Origin of the sequence: Ensifer sp. 4252 (genome assembly GCF_050434565.1) — a bacterium.
Lineage (GTDB): Bacteria > Pseudomonadota > Alphaproteobacteria > Rhizobiales > Rhizobiaceae > Ensifer.
Map to the genome: position 1 here is coordinate 46,739 of NZ_JBNDIU010000022.1, position 15,715 is coordinate 62,453.

The 15,715-nt window shown below is 62.2% G+C and carries 13 protein-coding genes; 7 read left to right on the forward strand and 6 right to left on the reverse strand.

The genetic code is table 11. From position 1 onward, the window contains the following. The first annotated feature begins 57 nt into the window (after positions 1 to 57). Positions 58 to 1,191, forward strand: coding sequence for an ABC transporter ATP-binding protein (locus ABIE33_RS28705; protein WP_429131386.1), 1,134 nt, complete (start codon positions 58 to 60; stop codon positions 1,189 to 1,191). A gap of 143 nt (positions 1,192 to 1,334) precedes the next feature. Here ABIE33_RS28705 and ABIE33_RS28710 read toward each other — a convergent pair whose 3' ends face one another. Together ABIE33_RS28710 and ABIE33_RS28715 are read right to left on the reverse strand one after the other, a co-directional pair. Further along, positions 1,335 to 2,810 carry a M81 family metallopeptidase gene (locus tag ABIE33_RS28710; RefSeq protein ID WP_429131389.1) on the reverse strand — a complete coding sequence of 492 codons (1,476 nt, stop codon included), beginning with the start codon at positions 2,808 to 2,810 and terminating at the stop codon, positions 1,335 to 1,337. A 30-nt stretch (positions 2,811 to 2,840) separates the two neighbouring features. Then, on the reverse strand, positions 2,841 to 3,332 hold the full coding sequence (locus ABIE33_RS28715) for a hypothetical protein (RefSeq protein WP_429131495.1): 492 nt from the start codon (positions 3,330 to 3,332) through the stop codon (positions 2,841 to 2,843). Positions 3,333 to 3,445: 113 nt separating this feature from the next. Here ABIE33_RS28715 and ABIE33_RS28720 point away from each other — a divergent pair, with 113 nt between their 5' ends. The 6 genes from ABIE33_RS28720 to ABIE33_RS28745 all read left to right on the forward strand — a co-directional run bounded on the left by ABIE33_RS28720 (position 3,446) and on the right by ABIE33_RS28745 (position 10,221). Next, a complete protein-coding gene (locus tag ABIE33_RS28720) occupies positions 3,446 to 3,835 on the forward strand; it encodes a RidA family protein (protein WP_173423000.1) in 390 nt (129 codons plus the stop codon). A gap of 25 nt (positions 3,836 to 3,860) precedes the next feature. After that, a complete protein-coding gene (locus ABIE33_RS28725; protein WP_429131392.1) occupies positions 3,861 to 4,724 on the forward strand; it encodes a MurR/RpiR family transcriptional regulator in 864 nt (287 codons plus the stop codon). A gap of 21 nt (positions 4,725 to 4,745) precedes the next feature. After that, positions 4,746 to 5,522 carry an SDR family oxidoreductase gene (locus ABIE33_RS28730; RefSeq protein ID WP_429131394.1) on the forward strand — a complete coding sequence of 259 codons (777 nt, stop codon included), beginning with the start codon at positions 4,746 to 4,748 and terminating at the stop codon, positions 5,520 to 5,522. Positions 5,523 to 5,547: 25 nt separating this feature from the next. After that, positions 5,548 to 7,467 carry a beta-N-acetylhexosaminidase gene (locus ABIE33_RS28735; protein WP_429131397.1) on the forward strand — a complete coding sequence of 640 codons (1,920 nt, stop codon included), beginning with the start codon at positions 5,548 to 5,550 and terminating at the stop codon, positions 7,465 to 7,467. An 11-nt stretch (positions 7,468 to 7,478) separates the two neighbouring features. Then, complete coding sequence (locus tag ABIE33_RS28740) at positions 7,479 to 8,921, forward strand: M81 family metallopeptidase (RefSeq protein ID WP_429131398.1); 1,443 nt, start codon at positions 7,479 to 7,481, stop codon at positions 8,919 to 8,921. Positions 8,922 to 9,006: 85 nt separating this feature from the next. After that, positions 9,007 to 10,221, forward strand: coding sequence for an MFS transporter (locus tag ABIE33_RS28745; protein WP_429131400.1), 1,215 nt, complete (start codon positions 9,007 to 9,009; stop codon positions 10,219 to 10,221). A gap of 85 nt (positions 10,222 to 10,306) precedes the next feature. Here the strand turns inward: ABIE33_RS28745 and hutU are convergent, their stop codons facing one another. The 4 genes from hutU to hutI are packed head-to-tail and all read right to left on the reverse strand — an operon-like array spanning position 10,307 to position 15,579. Continuing rightward, positions 10,307 to 11,980, reverse strand: coding sequence for a urocanate hydratase (gene hutU / locus ABIE33_RS28750; protein ID WP_057218298.1), 1,674 nt, complete (start codon positions 11,978 to 11,980; stop codon positions 10,307 to 10,309). 2 nt (positions 11,981 to 11,982) lie between these two features. Then, positions 11,983 to 12,801: an N-formylglutamate deformylase gene (gene hutG, locus ABIE33_RS28755; protein ID WP_429131402.1), complete on the reverse strand. Its 819-nt coding sequence runs from the start codon at positions 12,799 to 12,801 to the stop codon at positions 11,983 to 11,985. A gap of 1 nt (position 12,802) precedes the next feature. Then, positions 12,803 to 14,338 carry a histidine ammonia-lyase gene (gene hutH, locus ABIE33_RS28760; protein WP_429131403.1) on the reverse strand — a complete coding sequence of 512 codons (1,536 nt, stop codon included), beginning with the start codon at positions 14,336 to 14,338 and terminating at the stop codon, positions 12,803 to 12,805. After that, positions 14,335 to 15,579 carry an imidazolonepropionase gene (gene hutI / locus ABIE33_RS28765; protein ID WP_429131405.1) on the reverse strand — a complete coding sequence of 415 codons (1,245 nt, stop codon included), beginning with the start codon at positions 15,577 to 15,579 and terminating at the stop codon, positions 14,335 to 14,337. Before hutI ends, hutH begins: the two co-directional genes overlap by 4 nt. Positions 15,580 to 15,715: the final 136 nt, after the last annotated feature.

Here is a 15,715-nt window from a genome sequence, read left to right on the forward strand (position 1 = left end):
GCCCTGACCACTTCGCTACGAACGGGCCGCTTCCAGCCGGCGGCCGGAGACAGTTTCTTGGGACAGCTCAATCTCAACAGGATTCAGAAATTCTACGGGACATTCGAGGTGCTGAAGGGCATCGAACTCGAAGTCAAAAACGGTGAGTTCGTCGTTTTCGTCGGACCGTCCGGTTGCGGCAAGTCGACATTGCTCAGGATGATAGCCGGTCTCGACGAGACCAGCTCGGGGGACATCCTGATCGATGGCAAGCGCGTCAACGACCTGCCGCCGGTCAAGCGCGGGATCGCCATGGTCTTCCAGTCCTATGCGCTCTACCCGCACATGAGCGTCTTCGAGAACATCGCCTTTCCGCTTCGCGTGGAGAAGATGCCGGAAGAGAAACTGAAGGCCAAGGTGGAGCACGCGGCGCGCATTCTCCATCTCGACCAGCGGCTGCAGCAAAAGCCGGGAATGCTGTCCGGCGGCCAGCGCCAGCGGGTGGCCATCGGCCGGGCGATCGTACGCGAACCGAAGATCTTTCTGTTCGACGAGCCGCTCTCGAACCTCGATGCGGCGCTGCGCGCCGACATGCGCATTGAACTGGCGAAGCTGCATCGGCAATTGCGCGCCACGATGATCTACGTCACGCACGACCAGGTCGAAGCGATGACGATGGCGGACCGGATCGTCGTGCTCAATGCCGGTGAAATCGCCCAGACAGGCGCGCCGCTCGAACTTTACCACAAGCCTGCAAACATCTTCGTCGCCGGCTTCATCGGCAATCCGAAGATGAACTTCCTGCCGGTCACCTGCAAAGGCGTCAGCGATGCCGGTGTGGAGGTCGATTACAAGGGACAGACGATTTTCGTTCCGGTCAAACCGCACGACGGCCTCGTCGGGCGGACATTGACGCTGGGCGTCCGGCCCGAGCACATTCTGCTCGGCGCCGGCGACCTGTCGCTGACCATCACGCCAACGGTGATCGAGCGCCTCGGCGCCCACACCGTGGCCTATGCCGCCATTAGCGGCGAAGGAGAGAACTACTGCGCGATGCTGCCGGGCACGGTGGCAATCCGACCCGAGGAACAGGTGCTGACCGGCATTCGTGCCGCCGATTGCCACCTGTTCGACGAGGCGGGCATCGCGCTCGAGCGGTGTGTGGAACTCACCGAAATCGACATGGGCTTGCTCGACCCGGCTGCGGCCTGAGCGGAGCCTCGCGAAGAAAAGAACGGCCGCCGTCCTTTAACAGGACAGCGGCCGTTTTGTCATTGGTGACGGGATGGACCAGATCGTTGCGTTATCTGCCGATTGGCCGCGTCAGTGAATTGGCCGCGTAAACTTGCCTCGGTTCAGGCCGCTCCCTTTTCAAGACCATGCGGATCGGCAACCTTCGGCCAGATATTGCTGGGTGCACGCAGATAGGCGGTCTTGGCGGGATTGTTCGGGTAGGGGGTGCCGGCCGAGCAATAGAGGATCTGCGCGGCGATCTTCGAGAACGAGGCGTAGAAGTGGTTGGTCGACTTGATGACCAGAATGCTCTTTGCCTGCGGGTCGACGCCCATCACCGAGAAGAGGCTCGGATCGAAGCTTTGCGCCCGCGTCGAATTCAGGATGATGTCGATGCCGCGATAGGAGATGAGGGCTGCATCGCCGAAGGGGGCAAAACTCTCGCCGAACTGCATTTCGGCGTCGCGGACCAGCTTGACCACTTTGACGATGCCGTCGACCGGATTGCCCGTCCCCGGCGCCGACTTGGCGCCAAAGCGCAACGGGATTTCCGCGCCTTCGCCGGCGGCCATGCAGATCTGCACGGCCATCGGATCCCAGATCGTTCCGACGGCGGCATTGGTAGCACCCTTTGCCAACAGTTCCTCGAGCAGCACCGTCGCGTCGCCCGCAGTTCCGCCGCCGGGATTGTCCCAGACATCCGCGATGACGACCGGGCCTTCTGTCGCGGCCATCGCCTCGGCGACAGCCTGCTTCTCGTCGATCTGCGGCATGATGAAGGTACCGCGTTTGGAAAAAAGTTCGAGCCCGAGTTCCCGTGCAAGCGCCTCGCCTTTCTCCGGTTTGCCGTTTGTCACGGCAAGCACCTTGGTCCCCATTTCCGGAACATCGCCGGCCATGAAGCCGTGCACCATCGACAGTGACAGGACGTCTGGATCGTCCAACTCGATACGCATCAGCTTGTCGACGAAGGAGCGCATCGGCTCTCGCGATGTCGGGTAGACGTCGATCATGCGGCAGTCGAACACGGACATCACAGGGGTCACGCGGCCTTCCAGTGCATCAATGGCGATCCGCCAGAGATCCTCGGCACGGTCGACGAAGTCGGTGTGCGGGAACTCCTTGAAATAGACGAAGAAATCCGACGCTGAAACGCGCTTCTGGGTGAGGTGGCTGTGCGGGTCCAACTCGGCGCAGACGAGAACATCAGGACCGACGATCTCGCGAATGCGGGTCAGAAGGTCGCCTTCGGTATCCTCGTAGCCGGCAGCTACCATCGCGCCGTGCAGTCCCATGACGACGGCATCAACAGGCAGTGCGGCGCGCAGTTGGTCGAGGATTTCGTCGCGCAGGCTCTCATAGGTCTGTCGGTTGACGAGGCCGGCCGGATCCGCCCAGGTGGCTGTGCCTTCGATCAGCGTCCAGCCTTTTTCTGCGGCAACGCGGCGGCCGACCGTGATCGGCGCCGTACAGAGCGTCGGCGTCTCCGGATGCTCGCCCGGCGGCGCATAGAGCGACGCCTCGAAGGCGCGGCGATCTATGCAGATGGGGGAGAAGGTATTGGTTTCCGTCGCGAGCGCTGCTGTAAAGATCCGCAATGCTGTTGCCTTTTCTCGTGCGTCGCTTTTTTAAGCCGGTCCCATGGGGTTCGGCAGGTAGCCGGTGAAACCGGAGATCTTCCAGCGTCCCTCGTGCCGTCGGCAATAATAGACCGTCTGCCACTTCATCACGTCGAAGCTGCCGTCCGACTTCTTCAGGCCGCCATCGAATTTCTTGCGCGCGAGCGCGAAGTCGCCGTTGACCTCGATATCCTCAAGCGTCGTCGTCGTGAAGATCGCCGCGCGTGTGTCCTCCGCGAAGGAAAGGCCAGCGAAGTCTTTCGCCTGGCGCAGCCACTCGTCGCGATAGGCCGAAAGCGAGGGAAAGGTGAGGCGCCAATTGTCGGGATTGGTCTCGCGACGACCATCGATACCAATGAAGCCGTCTTCGACAAAATCGCCGGCGACCATCTGCCAGTCGGCCGAAAGAAAAGCATCGATATCGCGCGGAACCAGCATCTCCCAGATGGCATGGCGCACGGTGTCGGAAGAGGGGAACGGATTGAGGAAGGGATCCCGCATGTTTTCGCCCTGGATTGAAATTCTTTTCATGAATGGTGTTTTTCTCTGGTCAAATTCAGCTTTCTATGGTCACTTGTCAACGATCAAAGAAAATAATTTGCACGAAGGCACACATGACCATCAAACGGTATGGCACTGAACAAGTCGGTGCGGGCGGTAAGCCATTACCCTTTGCGCGCGCGGTGGAAGCGGATGGGTGGCTGCACGTTTCCGGCCAGGTCGCCATGGAAAAAGGCGAGATCATCGAGGGCGGTATCATCCCTCAGACGCACAAGGCGATCGCCAATCTTCTGGCCATTCTGGAAGAGGCCGGATACGGTACCGAGCACGTGGTGCGTTGCGGCGTCTGGCTCGACGATCCGCGTGATTTCTGGACTTTCAACAAGATCTATCAGGAGTATTTCGGCGCGCATCCGCCGGCCAGGGCCTGTGTCCAGTCGGCGATGATGGTTGATTGCAAGGTCGAGATCGACTGCATCGCCTACAAGCCGAAGGAAGGCTGATAGGCCCCAAGGACATCAGCAGCCGATGGATATTTTCGCGACACTTCAGGAAGAAAAGGGCCGGCTCTCGCAATCGGAGAACCGCATAGCCGATATTCTCCTGAACGACTTCGAGTTCGCGGTGAATGCATCGATCATCGAGCTGGCCGGCAAGGCCGATGTCTCTCCGCCCACGGTCACCCGCTTCTGTCGGCGGCTCGGCTGCGACAGCTTCTCCGACTTCAAGGTGCAATTGGCGCGCACCGCCTATATCGGTATGCGCTACCTGAAGCCGGAACCAAAGAGTCGCGAAACCGCAGATGTCGCCCAGGACATCATCACCAAGGCGCAAAACGCGTTGTTCCTGCTGCATCGTTCGCTTGACCTGGCGGCGATCGAGCAGGCCGTCGAGCGCATCGCAACCGCCGAAATGATCTATGCCTTCGGCTCGGGCGGCAATTCCTCGATGATTGCGAGCGAGCTCCAGAACCGGCTCTTCCGCTACGGCCTGCGCGTTACCGCCAGTTCGGATCACAGCATGCAACTGATGATGGCGGCCGCTGCTCGTCCGAGCGATGTGCTGATCGGCTCATCTTTCTCCGGTCGGAACGCCGAGCTCGTGCGCGCCTTCACACTGGCGCGCGAGCTCAAGGTGCCGACGATTGCGCTCACCCAGAGCAACAGTCCGGTCGCGGCTGCCGCGACCATCACGGTTCCCGTCGATCTGCCCGAGGGCAACAACATCTACCGCCCGACCTCCACCCGCATCGCCTATCTGGCGCTGCTCGATATCCTCTCAAGTCTCGTTGCCTACCGGGTTCAGCCGCAGGCGACGGTCACACTTCGGCGCATCAAACAACAACTGGTGACCCACCGCGACGGTGACGATCGCCAGTTGATGGGAGACTGAAGTGCCGCGAAAGGTTCCCGCATGAGGCAGTCCGTCGCCATCGTCACCGGCGCAGCCGGCGATATCGGCCGCGCAATCGCCAGGCGCCTGGGCGAGGATCATGATGTTGTCCTGCTTGCCGACATCGACAGTGGAGCTGCCGAGAAGGCGGTGCAGGCGCTGGGCGACGGCAAGCGCTTCGTGCCTGTCGCTTGTGATGTCACGGATGCCGAAAGCGCCGGGAAACTGGCCGTGACGGCGGGCGAGCATGGGATCGTGCGCACGCTCGTCAACAATGCCGGCGCTGCGCGCGCTGTCAGCCTGCACGACACGACACCTGACATCTGGCGAATGGATAATGCGCTGAACCTTGAAGCGGCCTTTTTGTGCTTCCGTGCGGTGGAAGACATGCTGAAGGAGAGCCGCGGCTCGGTGATCAATATCGCCTCCGTCAATGGCATGAACGTCTTCGGCCATCCCGCCTACAGCGTTGCCAAGGCCGGGCTCCTGCATCTGACGCGCCTCATTGCCGTGGAATACGGCAAGTTCGGCATTCGCTCCAACGCGGTTGCGCCGGGCACGGTCAGAACACAGGCATGGGAGGTGCGTGCCGCCGCCAATCCTGAGGTCTTCGAGGAAGCGCGCCGCTGGTATCCGCTGCAGCGCATCGTCAATCCTGAAGATGTCGCCAACGCCGTGCACTTCCTCGCAGGGCCACTTGCCGCCGCGATAACAGGCGTGTGCCTGCCGGTCGATTGCGGTCTGACCGCCGGTCAGGCCGAACTGGCGCGAACCTTCTCACAATCAAACCACTACTGACCGAAAGACTTCTGGGAGGAAGATCATGGCGCCCGTTTCCTATCGTCTCGAAGCGTCCTGGCAGCCTGACGGCGGCGCATTTGGCCGGTTCACCTTCACGCTCTTCAATTTCTCGCAAGCACCGCTCACGGGCTTCCGTCTGGTCTATACGTCGCTGACGCGCGTGATCGTGCCGGAGGCCTGCGACAACGCCATTTTCCTGCGCCGCAACGCCAATTTTCATGAATTCGCGCCGCCCGCAGGATTGACGCTTGCCCCCGGCGAAAGCTGGACGTTTACGGTGAGTGGCCTGCACCGACAGGCGAAGCACTGCACCGACGGCGCGAAATCTGCCTATCTGTCGCTTTCTGACGGCGAGCATGTGCCGGTCGCCGTCTCCGATCTGCTTCTGGAAAATGCCGCCAGCGAACCTCCGCCGCCTCGCTTGCCGGAGGGCAAACTCGATCTGCCATTTTCGATGCAGCCGTGGCCTGCGCACGTTGACGCTTGGGCCGGAGACAGCTTTCCCGTCGTGCTTTACCCCGCACCGATGACGGCGCCCGCCGACGTGGCAGCTGTCGCCAGCGTGCTCGCGCTCTTTCACCGGCTGTTTTCGGAGGGGCATGCTCCGCTCAGTCTGGTTGCCTCCGGTCAAGGTCGGGCGATTATCTTTTCGAAGAATGCAGCACTAGCACCGGAAGCCTACGAACTGGTGTTCTCGACCAAGGAGATCCGCCTTGCCTATGGCGGTGCGGCAGGTCGGCAATATGCGCTGACGACCCTGGCGCAGTTGCTGAACGGCGCCCGCACGCATCCTGAAAAATTCCGGTTTCCAGCACAGGGCACGATTTCTGATGCGCCGCGTTACGGCTGGCGCGGCTGTCATCTCGACGTCTCGCGGCAATTTTATCCGACGTCGGACATTTCCCGCCTCATCGATATTCTTGCCTGGTTCAAGCTCAACATCTTCCATTGGCATCTGACCGACGACGAGGCCTGGCGGCTGGAGATCAAGGCGTTTCCGACATTGACGACGATCGGGGTCTTGCGTGGCCCGGACGAGCCGCTGCTGCCTCAGCTCGGAAATGGCGCTGAGCCGATCGGCGGGTTCTACAGCCAGGACGATGTGAAAGCCCTGGTCGCGCAAGCCGCAGCGCTTCATGTCGAGATCGTTCCGGAGATCGACATTCCCGGCCACAGCACCGCCACGCTCGTTGCTCTGCCTGATCTGGCTGATGGTCAGGAGGCGCCGGAGAGCTATCATTCGGTTCAGGGTTACCCGAACAATGCGCTCAATCCGGCGATCGACTTTACCTATGTTTTCCTCGAGAGGGTGCTTGACGAAATTGTCGAGCTGTTCCCGAGCCTGTACATCCATATCGGTGGCGACGAGGTTGCCAACGGTTCCTGGCTTGCTTCGCCGCTGGCGAAGAAACTGATGGAGAAGGAGGGTCTTTCCGGCACCTTCGCCTTGCAGTCCTTCTTCCTGAAGAAGGTCAAGCAGATGCTGACCGCCCGCGGCCGCAAGCTGGCCGGCTGGAACGAGGTTGCCCATGGCGGCGGCGTTTCGACCGAGGGCACGCTTCTGATGGCCTGGGAGCGGCCGGAGGTCGGTATCGAGCTTGCGCGTGAAGGTTACGATGTCGTTATGACGCCCGGCCAGGCCTATTATCTCGACATGGCGCAGGCGGATGCCTGGCAGGAGCCGGGCGCGAGCTGGGCCGGGACGGCAACGCCAGCGCATACATACGGCTACGAGGCCGAAGGCGAGTTTCCGGACGAGCTGAAGGTGCGCATGAAGGGCGTGCAGGCCTGCATCTGGTCGGAACACTTCCTGTCACGTGGCTATTTCAACCACCTCGTCTTCCCGAGGCTGTGTGCCATTGCCGAAGCCGCATGGACCCCGCGAACCGCCAAGGACTGGCAGCGCTTTGCCGCGATTGCCCCCTTGAGCCCCGAGTTGTGACAGGAGCTTTCATGCGCATTGCCGTTGGCGGTATTCACACGGAGTGCAGCACCTATTCGCCGGTGCTGATGGCGAGCGAAGATTTCCGGGTCCTGCGCGGAGCCGATCTGCTCCAGGCGGAATATTTCGATTTCCTCGACGCCGAGGGCGTCGAACATCTGCCGCTGCTGCATGCCCGGGCCGTGCCGGGCGGGCCGGTTTCCCGGCCGACCTATGATGCGTTCAAGGCGGAGTTTCTCGAGCGATTGCAGCAGATGCTGCCGATCGATGGGCTGTATCTTGCCATGCACGGCGCGATCAAGGTCGACGGTATGGAGGACGCCGAGGGGGACTGGATCTCGGCTGCGAGAGCCGTGGTCGGGCCGGACTGCCCGATCGCCACCAGCTATGATCTGCACGGCAATGTCAGCCAGCGCATCATCGACCAGATCGACATCTTTGCCGGCTATCGCACGGCGCCGCACATCGACACGCGTGAAACGATGGTCCGCGCCTGGACGATGCTGATTTCGGCGCTGCGCAGCGGCACCCGCCCGGGGCTCGCCTGGGCAAAGATCCCCGTATTGCTGCCGGGGGAATGCACCTCGACCGAGGATGAACCGGCCAAGAGCCTCTATCGGCAGTTGCCCGATATCGATGGGCGGCCGGGCGTGCTCGATGCCAACCTGATGGTCGGTTATGTCTGGGCCGACGAGCCGCGTGCAACGGCTTGTGCCGTGATTACCGCGACAGACCGGGCCACGGCCAAGCAGGCGGCCGCCGATATCGCGGCGGCATACTGGGCGGAACGTCGCAACTTCCGCTTCGGTCCGGTGACTGGCGCCCTCGACGCCATGCTCGACATCGCCGAAAAGGCGACGACCACGCCGATCATCCTTGCCGATTCCGGCGACAACCCGACCGGGGGTGGCGTCGGTGACAGGGCGGATGTGCTAAAGGCTCTGCTTGCACGGGGGTGGCGCGGCGCGCTCATCGCCGGCATCGCCGATCGTCCGGCCGTCGGTGCATGCTTTGCTGCCGGCGTCGGCGAAAGCCTGATGCTGAAGATTGGCGCCAGCCTCGACCCGGCAGGCCCGGTGGCGGAGATGCTGGTGGAAGTCGTGCGGCTTGATGATCCCGGTCCGGAAAACGAGCGCCAGGCGGTCGTGCGTGCCGGTGCGATCGACGTTGTACTTTCGGCGCGGCGCCGGCCCTACCACAATATCGCTGATTTCAGCCGCCTCGGGCTAGACCCCAGAAACGTCCGGCTGCTGGTGGTCAAGTCAGGCTATCTCTCACCGGAACTGGCGCCGATCGCCAATCCCAACCTGATGGCGTTGACCGATGGCGTCGTCAATCAGGACATAGCCAATCTCGCGAGCCTGCACCGCCAGCGCCCCGTCTTTCCCTTCGATCAGAAATTCGAGTTTTCGCCTGAGGCAAAACTCTCGGCGCGCTGGTCGGAATCGGTGTAAGCGGTTTCCCATAATACAACCGCCGGCGCTCCGCCGACGCCAAGCTCCTCCTCTGAAATCGCCTCCTTCGCGGACGTGCATCATTATGACCTCCACGCTTTTCAGCGCCATGCGCAACCCGGCCATGCGGGTCAGCATGCTGGCAATCTTCCTGTTCGGTTTCGCCGGTGCGGCGACGTCGCCGTATCAATCCGTGGTCGGCATCAACGAACTGGGCCTGAGTGACGGGCGCTACTCGCTCCTGATCCTGGTTGCTGCGACGGTGAACGTCATCGTCAGCGTTTCCATCGGTATCCTTGCCGATCGCATCGGCAATTATCGCGTGCTGATGTCGGTGGCCATCCTGTTCGGCGTCGTCGGTTACGGGATTGTCTATGTGATGCCGCACCAGACGAGTTTCGTCGTCAGCGTGCTGTTGCTGCTGCCGATCTACGGCGCAGTCTATACGCTGCTCTTTGCCAATGTGCGCAGCATCGCCCGTCGGATGAGCGGCCATGACGCAGCCTCGCTGACAACGGGAGCGCGAGCCGCCATTTCGCTCGCCTGGGTGCTCGTGCCCGGATTGGTCGGCTTTGCGCTCGCCGGCGGAGACAGCATGCTTCCCGCCTATTTGCTCGCTTGCCTCGGCTGTGCCATCAATCTGCTGATAGTCTTCTTTTCCCTGCCCAATGAAGGCGGCGCTGATCCGGCACTGGGCAAGCGGCTTTCCTACTGGACGTCTTTTCGAGAGATCATGGCACCGCGCATCTTCCTGCGCGTGATAGCGGTCGCGACGATCACCTCGACGCTGCACATCAATGGCGCCGTGCTGCCGCTGATCATGACCGACGAGATCGGCGGAAGCGTCACCGATATCGGCATCATCGTCGGCATCGTCGCCTTTCTCGAGGTCGTCTTCATCCTCGTCTGGGCGCGCATCCAGATGGACCTTGCTCCGTTCAAAGCGCTGGCGCTCGGGACGGTCATTTATATTGGCTACATGGTGTTGCTCGGCTTTTCTTCAGCCACGTGGCACATCTACGCGCTGAGCCTGATCAGCGCCTTCGGCGCGGCCGCGCTGATCACCATCCCGATCAGCTATCTTCAGGAGTTGATCGCCGACCGGCCGGGGCTGGGGAGTTCGCTGATTGCGGTGAACATCTTCCTGAGCGGCGGGCTTTGCGCCGGATTTTTCGCTCTTGGGACGCGCATCAGCAATTACTCCGGCACGGCCCTGCTTGGCGGCGTGGCCGGATTTGCCGGGTTAGTGCTTTTGCTGGTGCTCGACGGATGCCGCAGGAGCGACAAGGTGGCGTCGTAAAACGCAGAAATTCCCGTAAGATACGGGTGGAACCTCATCTCATGCCATAGAAAAAGGGCGCCTTGCAGGCGCCCCTTGCTGTTTATCAGTTGCCGAGAATGCCCGGCAGGCGTAGGCCTTTGTCCTTGGCGCAATCAAGCGCGATATCGTAGCCCGCGTCGGCGTGGCGCATGACGCCGGTCGCCGGGTCGTTCCAGAGGACACGCTCAAGTCGCTTGGCGGCGTCATCCGTGCCATCGGCGCAGATGACGACGCCCGAATGCTGCGAGAAGCCCATGCCGACGCCGCCGCCATGGTGCAGCGACACCCAGGTGGCGCCGGAGGCGGTGTTCAGCAAGGCGTTCAGCAGCGGCCAGTCGGAGACGGCGTCCGACCCGTCCTTCATCGCTTCCGTTTCGCGGTTCGGCGAGGCGACCGACCCGGAGTCGAGGTGGTCACGCCCGATGACGACGGGGGCCTTGAGCTCGCCGTTTCTGACCATCTCGTTGAAGGCGAGGCCGAGGCGATGGCGATCGCCGAGACCGACCCAGCAGATGCGCGCCGGCAGACCCTGGAACGAGATGCGCTCACGCGCCATGTCGAGCCAGTTGTGCAGGTGCGTGTTGCCGGGGGTCAGTTCCTTGACCTTGGCATCCGTCTTGTAGATGTCTTCCGGATCACCCGAGAGGGCCGCCCAGCGGAACGGACCGATGCCGCGGCAAAAGAGCGGGCGGATATAGGCCGGCACGAAACCGGGGAAGGCGAAGGCGTTTTCGAGGCCTTCTTCCTTGGCGACCTGGCGGATGTTGTTACCGTAGTCGAAGGTCGGAATGCCCATGTCCTGGAAGGCGATCATCGCTTCGACATGCTCGCGCATCGAGGCGCGCGCGGCCTTCTCGACAGCCTTAGGATCGCTTTCACGCTTTGCCTTCCATTCGGCCATGGTCCAGCCCTTGGGCAAATAGCCGTTGACCGGATCGTGTGCGGAGGTCTGGTCGGTGACCATGTCGGGGCGGATGCCGCGGCGAACCATTTCCGGAAGGATCTCGGCGGTGTTGCCGAGCAGGCCGACGGACTTGGCTTCGCCGTTCTTGGTCCAGCGGGCGATCATTTCCATCGCCTCGTCGAGCGTTTCCGCTTTTTCGTCGACGTAGCGGGTGCGCAGGCGGAAGTCGATCGAATCAGGGTTACACTCGACGGCAAGGCAGGATGCGCCGGCCATAACGGCTGCCAGAGGCTGCGCGCCGCCCATGCCGCCGAGACCGCCGGTCAGAACCCATTTGCCCTTCAGGCTGCCGCCATAATGCTGGCGGCCGGCCTCGACGAAGGTTTCGTAGGTGCCCTGAACGATGCCCTGCGTGCCGATATAGATCCAAGAGCCGGCCGTCATCTGGCCGTACATCGCCAGACCCTTCTTATCCAGCTCGTTGAAGTGGTCCCAGGTTGCCCAATGCGGCACCAGGTTGGAGTTGGCGATCAGGACGCGCGGCGCATCCTTATGGGTGCGGAAGACGCCGACCGGCTTGCCGGATTGCACCAGCAGCGTCTCGTCCTCGTTGAGGTCCTTCAGTGTTTCGACGATCTTGTCGAAGTCCGCCCAGGTGCGGGCGGCGCGGCCGATGCCGCCATAGACCACCAGTTCGTGCGGGTTTTCCGCGACGTTCGGGTCGAGGTTGTTCATCAGCATGCGCAGCGGCGCTTCGGTCATCCAGCTCTTGGCGTTGAGCGTGGTGCCCTGTGGGGCGCGCACGTCGCGAATATTGTGGCGCGGATTGTTCATGGTCATGCCTCGCTCCCTGTCAGCGTTTTAAGGTCGAATGCGGTATTCTCGATGCGTTGAAGAATGGCCCGAAGGGGCACGCGCAGACGCTGCGCCTTGCCGGCGTCGAGCGCAAAAGGCGGCTCCTCCGCGGCAAGATGGGTCGATTGTGCCAGTTCCATCTGGATAGCGTGCACACCGGTTTCCGGCCGCCCGTAGTGGCGGGTGGTCCAGCCGCCCTTGAAGCGACCGTTGAGAATGCTCGTGTAACCATCTGCCAAAGCAGCGATATCGACGGCAGCCTTCTCGATTTCAGGCGCACAGGTCCGGCCCATGTCCGTGCCGATATTCAGGTCCGGCAGCTTGCCGTCGAACAGGAACGGGATATGCGAGCGGATGGAATGGCAGTCGTAGACGATGGCGATGCCGTGGATAGCCTTCACCCGTTCGATCTCGGCCAGAAATGCGGCGTGATAAGGCGCGTGGAATTGGCGCAGGCGCGCTGCCGTGTCGACCTCTGTTGGCGCCTCGCCGTCCTTCCAGATCGGCAACCCGTCGAAATCGGTCTCCGGAATGAGCCCGGTGGTGTTCTGTCCGGGATAGAGACTGACGTTTTCCGGATCGCGATTGGCATCGATCACGTAGCGGTGGAAGGTGGCGCGCACGACGGTGACATCAGGCAGCAGGCCCTCGTAGAGCTTGTGAATGTGCCAATCGGTGTCCGCAAGCAGGCGACCGGTATCGTTGAGGCGCTGCCAGATTTCAGCGGACACATCCGTGCCGGTGTGCGGAAAGCCGAGGATGACTGGCGAGGTTCCCTGGCGAACTTCGAAGACGCTCATCTCAAGCCTCCAGTTTTGGTAGAATGCCGACGGAAATCGCTGCATTCAGCGTGCCGGATGCGATCAGTTCGCCGGCGGCCTGCAGGTCGTCTGCGAGGTAGCGGTCCTCTTCGATTGTCGGCGAAACTGCACGCAGTGCTGCGGCGGCTTTTCGAAGCTCGGGGCTTGTCGCCAATGGCGCGCGGAACTCGACGCCCTGAACGGCCGTCAGCGCCTCGATGCCGATGATCGAAAACAGGTTGTCGGTCATCTGCAACAGGCGGCGCGCGCCGTGGCAGGCCATCGACACATGGTCTTCCTGATTGGCCGATGTCGGCGTGGAGTCGACCGAGGCCGGGTGCGAAAGCTGCTTGTTCTCAGACATCAACGCCGCCGACGTCACCTCGGCGATCATCAGGCCGGAGTTGAGGCCCGGCTTCTTGGCGAGAAAAGCCGGCAGTCCGTAGGACAAAGCCGGGTCGACAAGAAGGGCAATGCGGCGCTGTGAGATAGCGCCGATCTCGCAGACGGCAAGCGCGATCTGGTCGGCGGCAAACGCTACCGGCTCTGCGTGGAAATTGCCGCCGGAGACGACGGAATTGTCGGAAAGGACAAGCGGATTGTCGGTAACGGCATTCGCCTCGATTTCGAGCACGCGCGCAACCGAGCGCAACAGGTCGAGGCAGGCTCCATCCACCTGCGGCTGGCAGCGAATGCAATAGGGGTCCTGCACCCGCTCGTCGCCTTCGATATGGCTTTCGCGAATGGCGGAGCCTGAGAGTAGCGCACGAAGGGCGGCGGCAGTGTCGATCTGCCCCTGATGGCCGCGAAGCGTATGAATGTCCGGATGGAAGGGGGCAGACGAGCCCATCGCGGCATCGGTCGACATTGCGCCGGTGATGAGGGCCGCCTGGGCGGCACGGTGGGTGCGGAAGAGACCGGCGAGCGCAAGCGCGGTGGAGGTCTGCGTGCCGTTGATCAGCGCCAGCCCTTCCTTTGCGGCAAGCACGACCGGCGTCAGGCCGGCTTTGGCAAGGGCCTCAGCTCCGGACATGCGAGCGCCTGCGAAGAACGCCTCGCCGTGTCCCATCATGACGGCGGCCATATGTGCGAGCGGCGCAAGATCGCCGGATGCACCGACGGAGCCCTTTTCCGGGATGACCGGGATCACACCCTTGTCGAGCATCGCCTCGATCAACCGGACCAGTTCGAGACGCACGCCGGATGCACCGCGGCCGAGAGAAACGAGCTTCAGCGACAGGATCAGGCGGACGATGTTTTCGGCGAGCGGCTGACCGACGCCGCAGCAATGCGACAGGATCAGATTGCGCTGCAGAGTAGCGACGTCGGCGCTGTCGATCTTGATCGAAGCCAGTTTGCCGAAGCCGGTGTTGATGCCATAGACAGGCGCATTGCCGGCGACAATCTCGGCGATCCGCCTGGCTGCCTTCTCGATACCGGCATCGAACGACGGATGCAGGCGAGCAGGTTCGCCTGTCCAATAGATGGTCTCGAGATCCTCAAGCGGAACCGAGCCCGGATGCAGAATGATGGTCATAGACCGGTCCTTTCGCCCCTAAAGATGCGTAGATGAAGTGGATTGAAGCCGATGCGATAGACGAGCTCGGCCGGATCCTCGATGTTCCAGAGTGCAAGGTCGGCGGACTTGCCGACTTCGATTGTGCCGGTTTCGGCGAGAAGCCCAAGCGCACGCGCGGCCTCGCGGGTAACGCCGGCGAGGCATTCAGCGATCGTCAACCGGAAGAAGGTCGCTGACATGTTCATCGTCAGGAGCAGCGAGGTCAGCGGCGAGGTGCCGGGATTGCAATCCGTCGCGATGGCGATATGCGCTCCGGCCGCGCGCAGCGCTTCGACCGGCGGCAGCTGCTTTTCGCGCAGCGCGTAAAACGCGCCGGGGAGCAACACGGCGACGGTGCCCGATCGGGCGATCGCCTGCGCGCCGTCAGCATCGAGATATTCGAGATGGTCCGCAGACAATGCACCGTAGGAGGCGGCAAGCTTGGCGCCGCCGAGGTTGGAAAGCTGTTCGGCGTGCAGCTTCACGGGAATGCCGAGGGCCTTGGCACGATCGAAGACGCGGGCGATCTCGGCGATTGAAAAGGCGATGCCTTCGCAAAAGCCATCGACAGCATCGACCAGACCCTCAGCATGGGCGGCGTCGAGACCCGGAAGCACGACATCGGAAATGTAGTCGTTATGGCGGCCCTTGTAGTCGGCGGGGGTCGCATGGGCTGCGAGATAGCTGGTAACGATCCGGACCGGGCGCTTTTCGCCAAGCTTGCGCGCGGCGCGCAGCATGTTCAGTTCGGCGTCGATGTTCAGGCCATAGCCCGACTTGATCTCGACCGTCGAAACGCCTTCGGCAAGCAGGGTATCGAGCCTCGGCAGGGCGCTTTCGACGAGCGCGTTGACCGAGAGCGCATTGGTTGCCTTGACCGAGGAGACGATACCGCCGCCGGCGCGGGCGATCTCCTCATAGGACGCACCTTCGAGCCGCATCTGGAACTCGCGAGCGCGGTTGCCGCCGTGGACGAGGTGAGTGTGGCAGTCGATGAAAGCGGGGGTCATCACCCGGCCTTCGCAATCCGTGGCTTCAAGTGTGCCGGACAGATCGACGGGAAGGTCGCTCTCGGCGCCGGTAAAAGCGATGCGCCCGTCGACGACAGCCACTGCGCCCTTTTCCACCATGCCGAGGCCATCTTGATCGGGCCGCAACGTCGCAAGGCGGAGATTGCGCCAGATGCCGGACGCCTTTGCGGTGGTCGAAAATTGACTCATCAGCCGATCCCCTCTCGTTGGATATAATGTATATACATAATAATCGCCTCGACAAGAGGAAAATTGGCTTGCCGGTGGAAAAGGGAAGAGGGCCGGTGTGCGGCAGTGCCGGTGGGCGGTGGCTGCAAATGCAAAA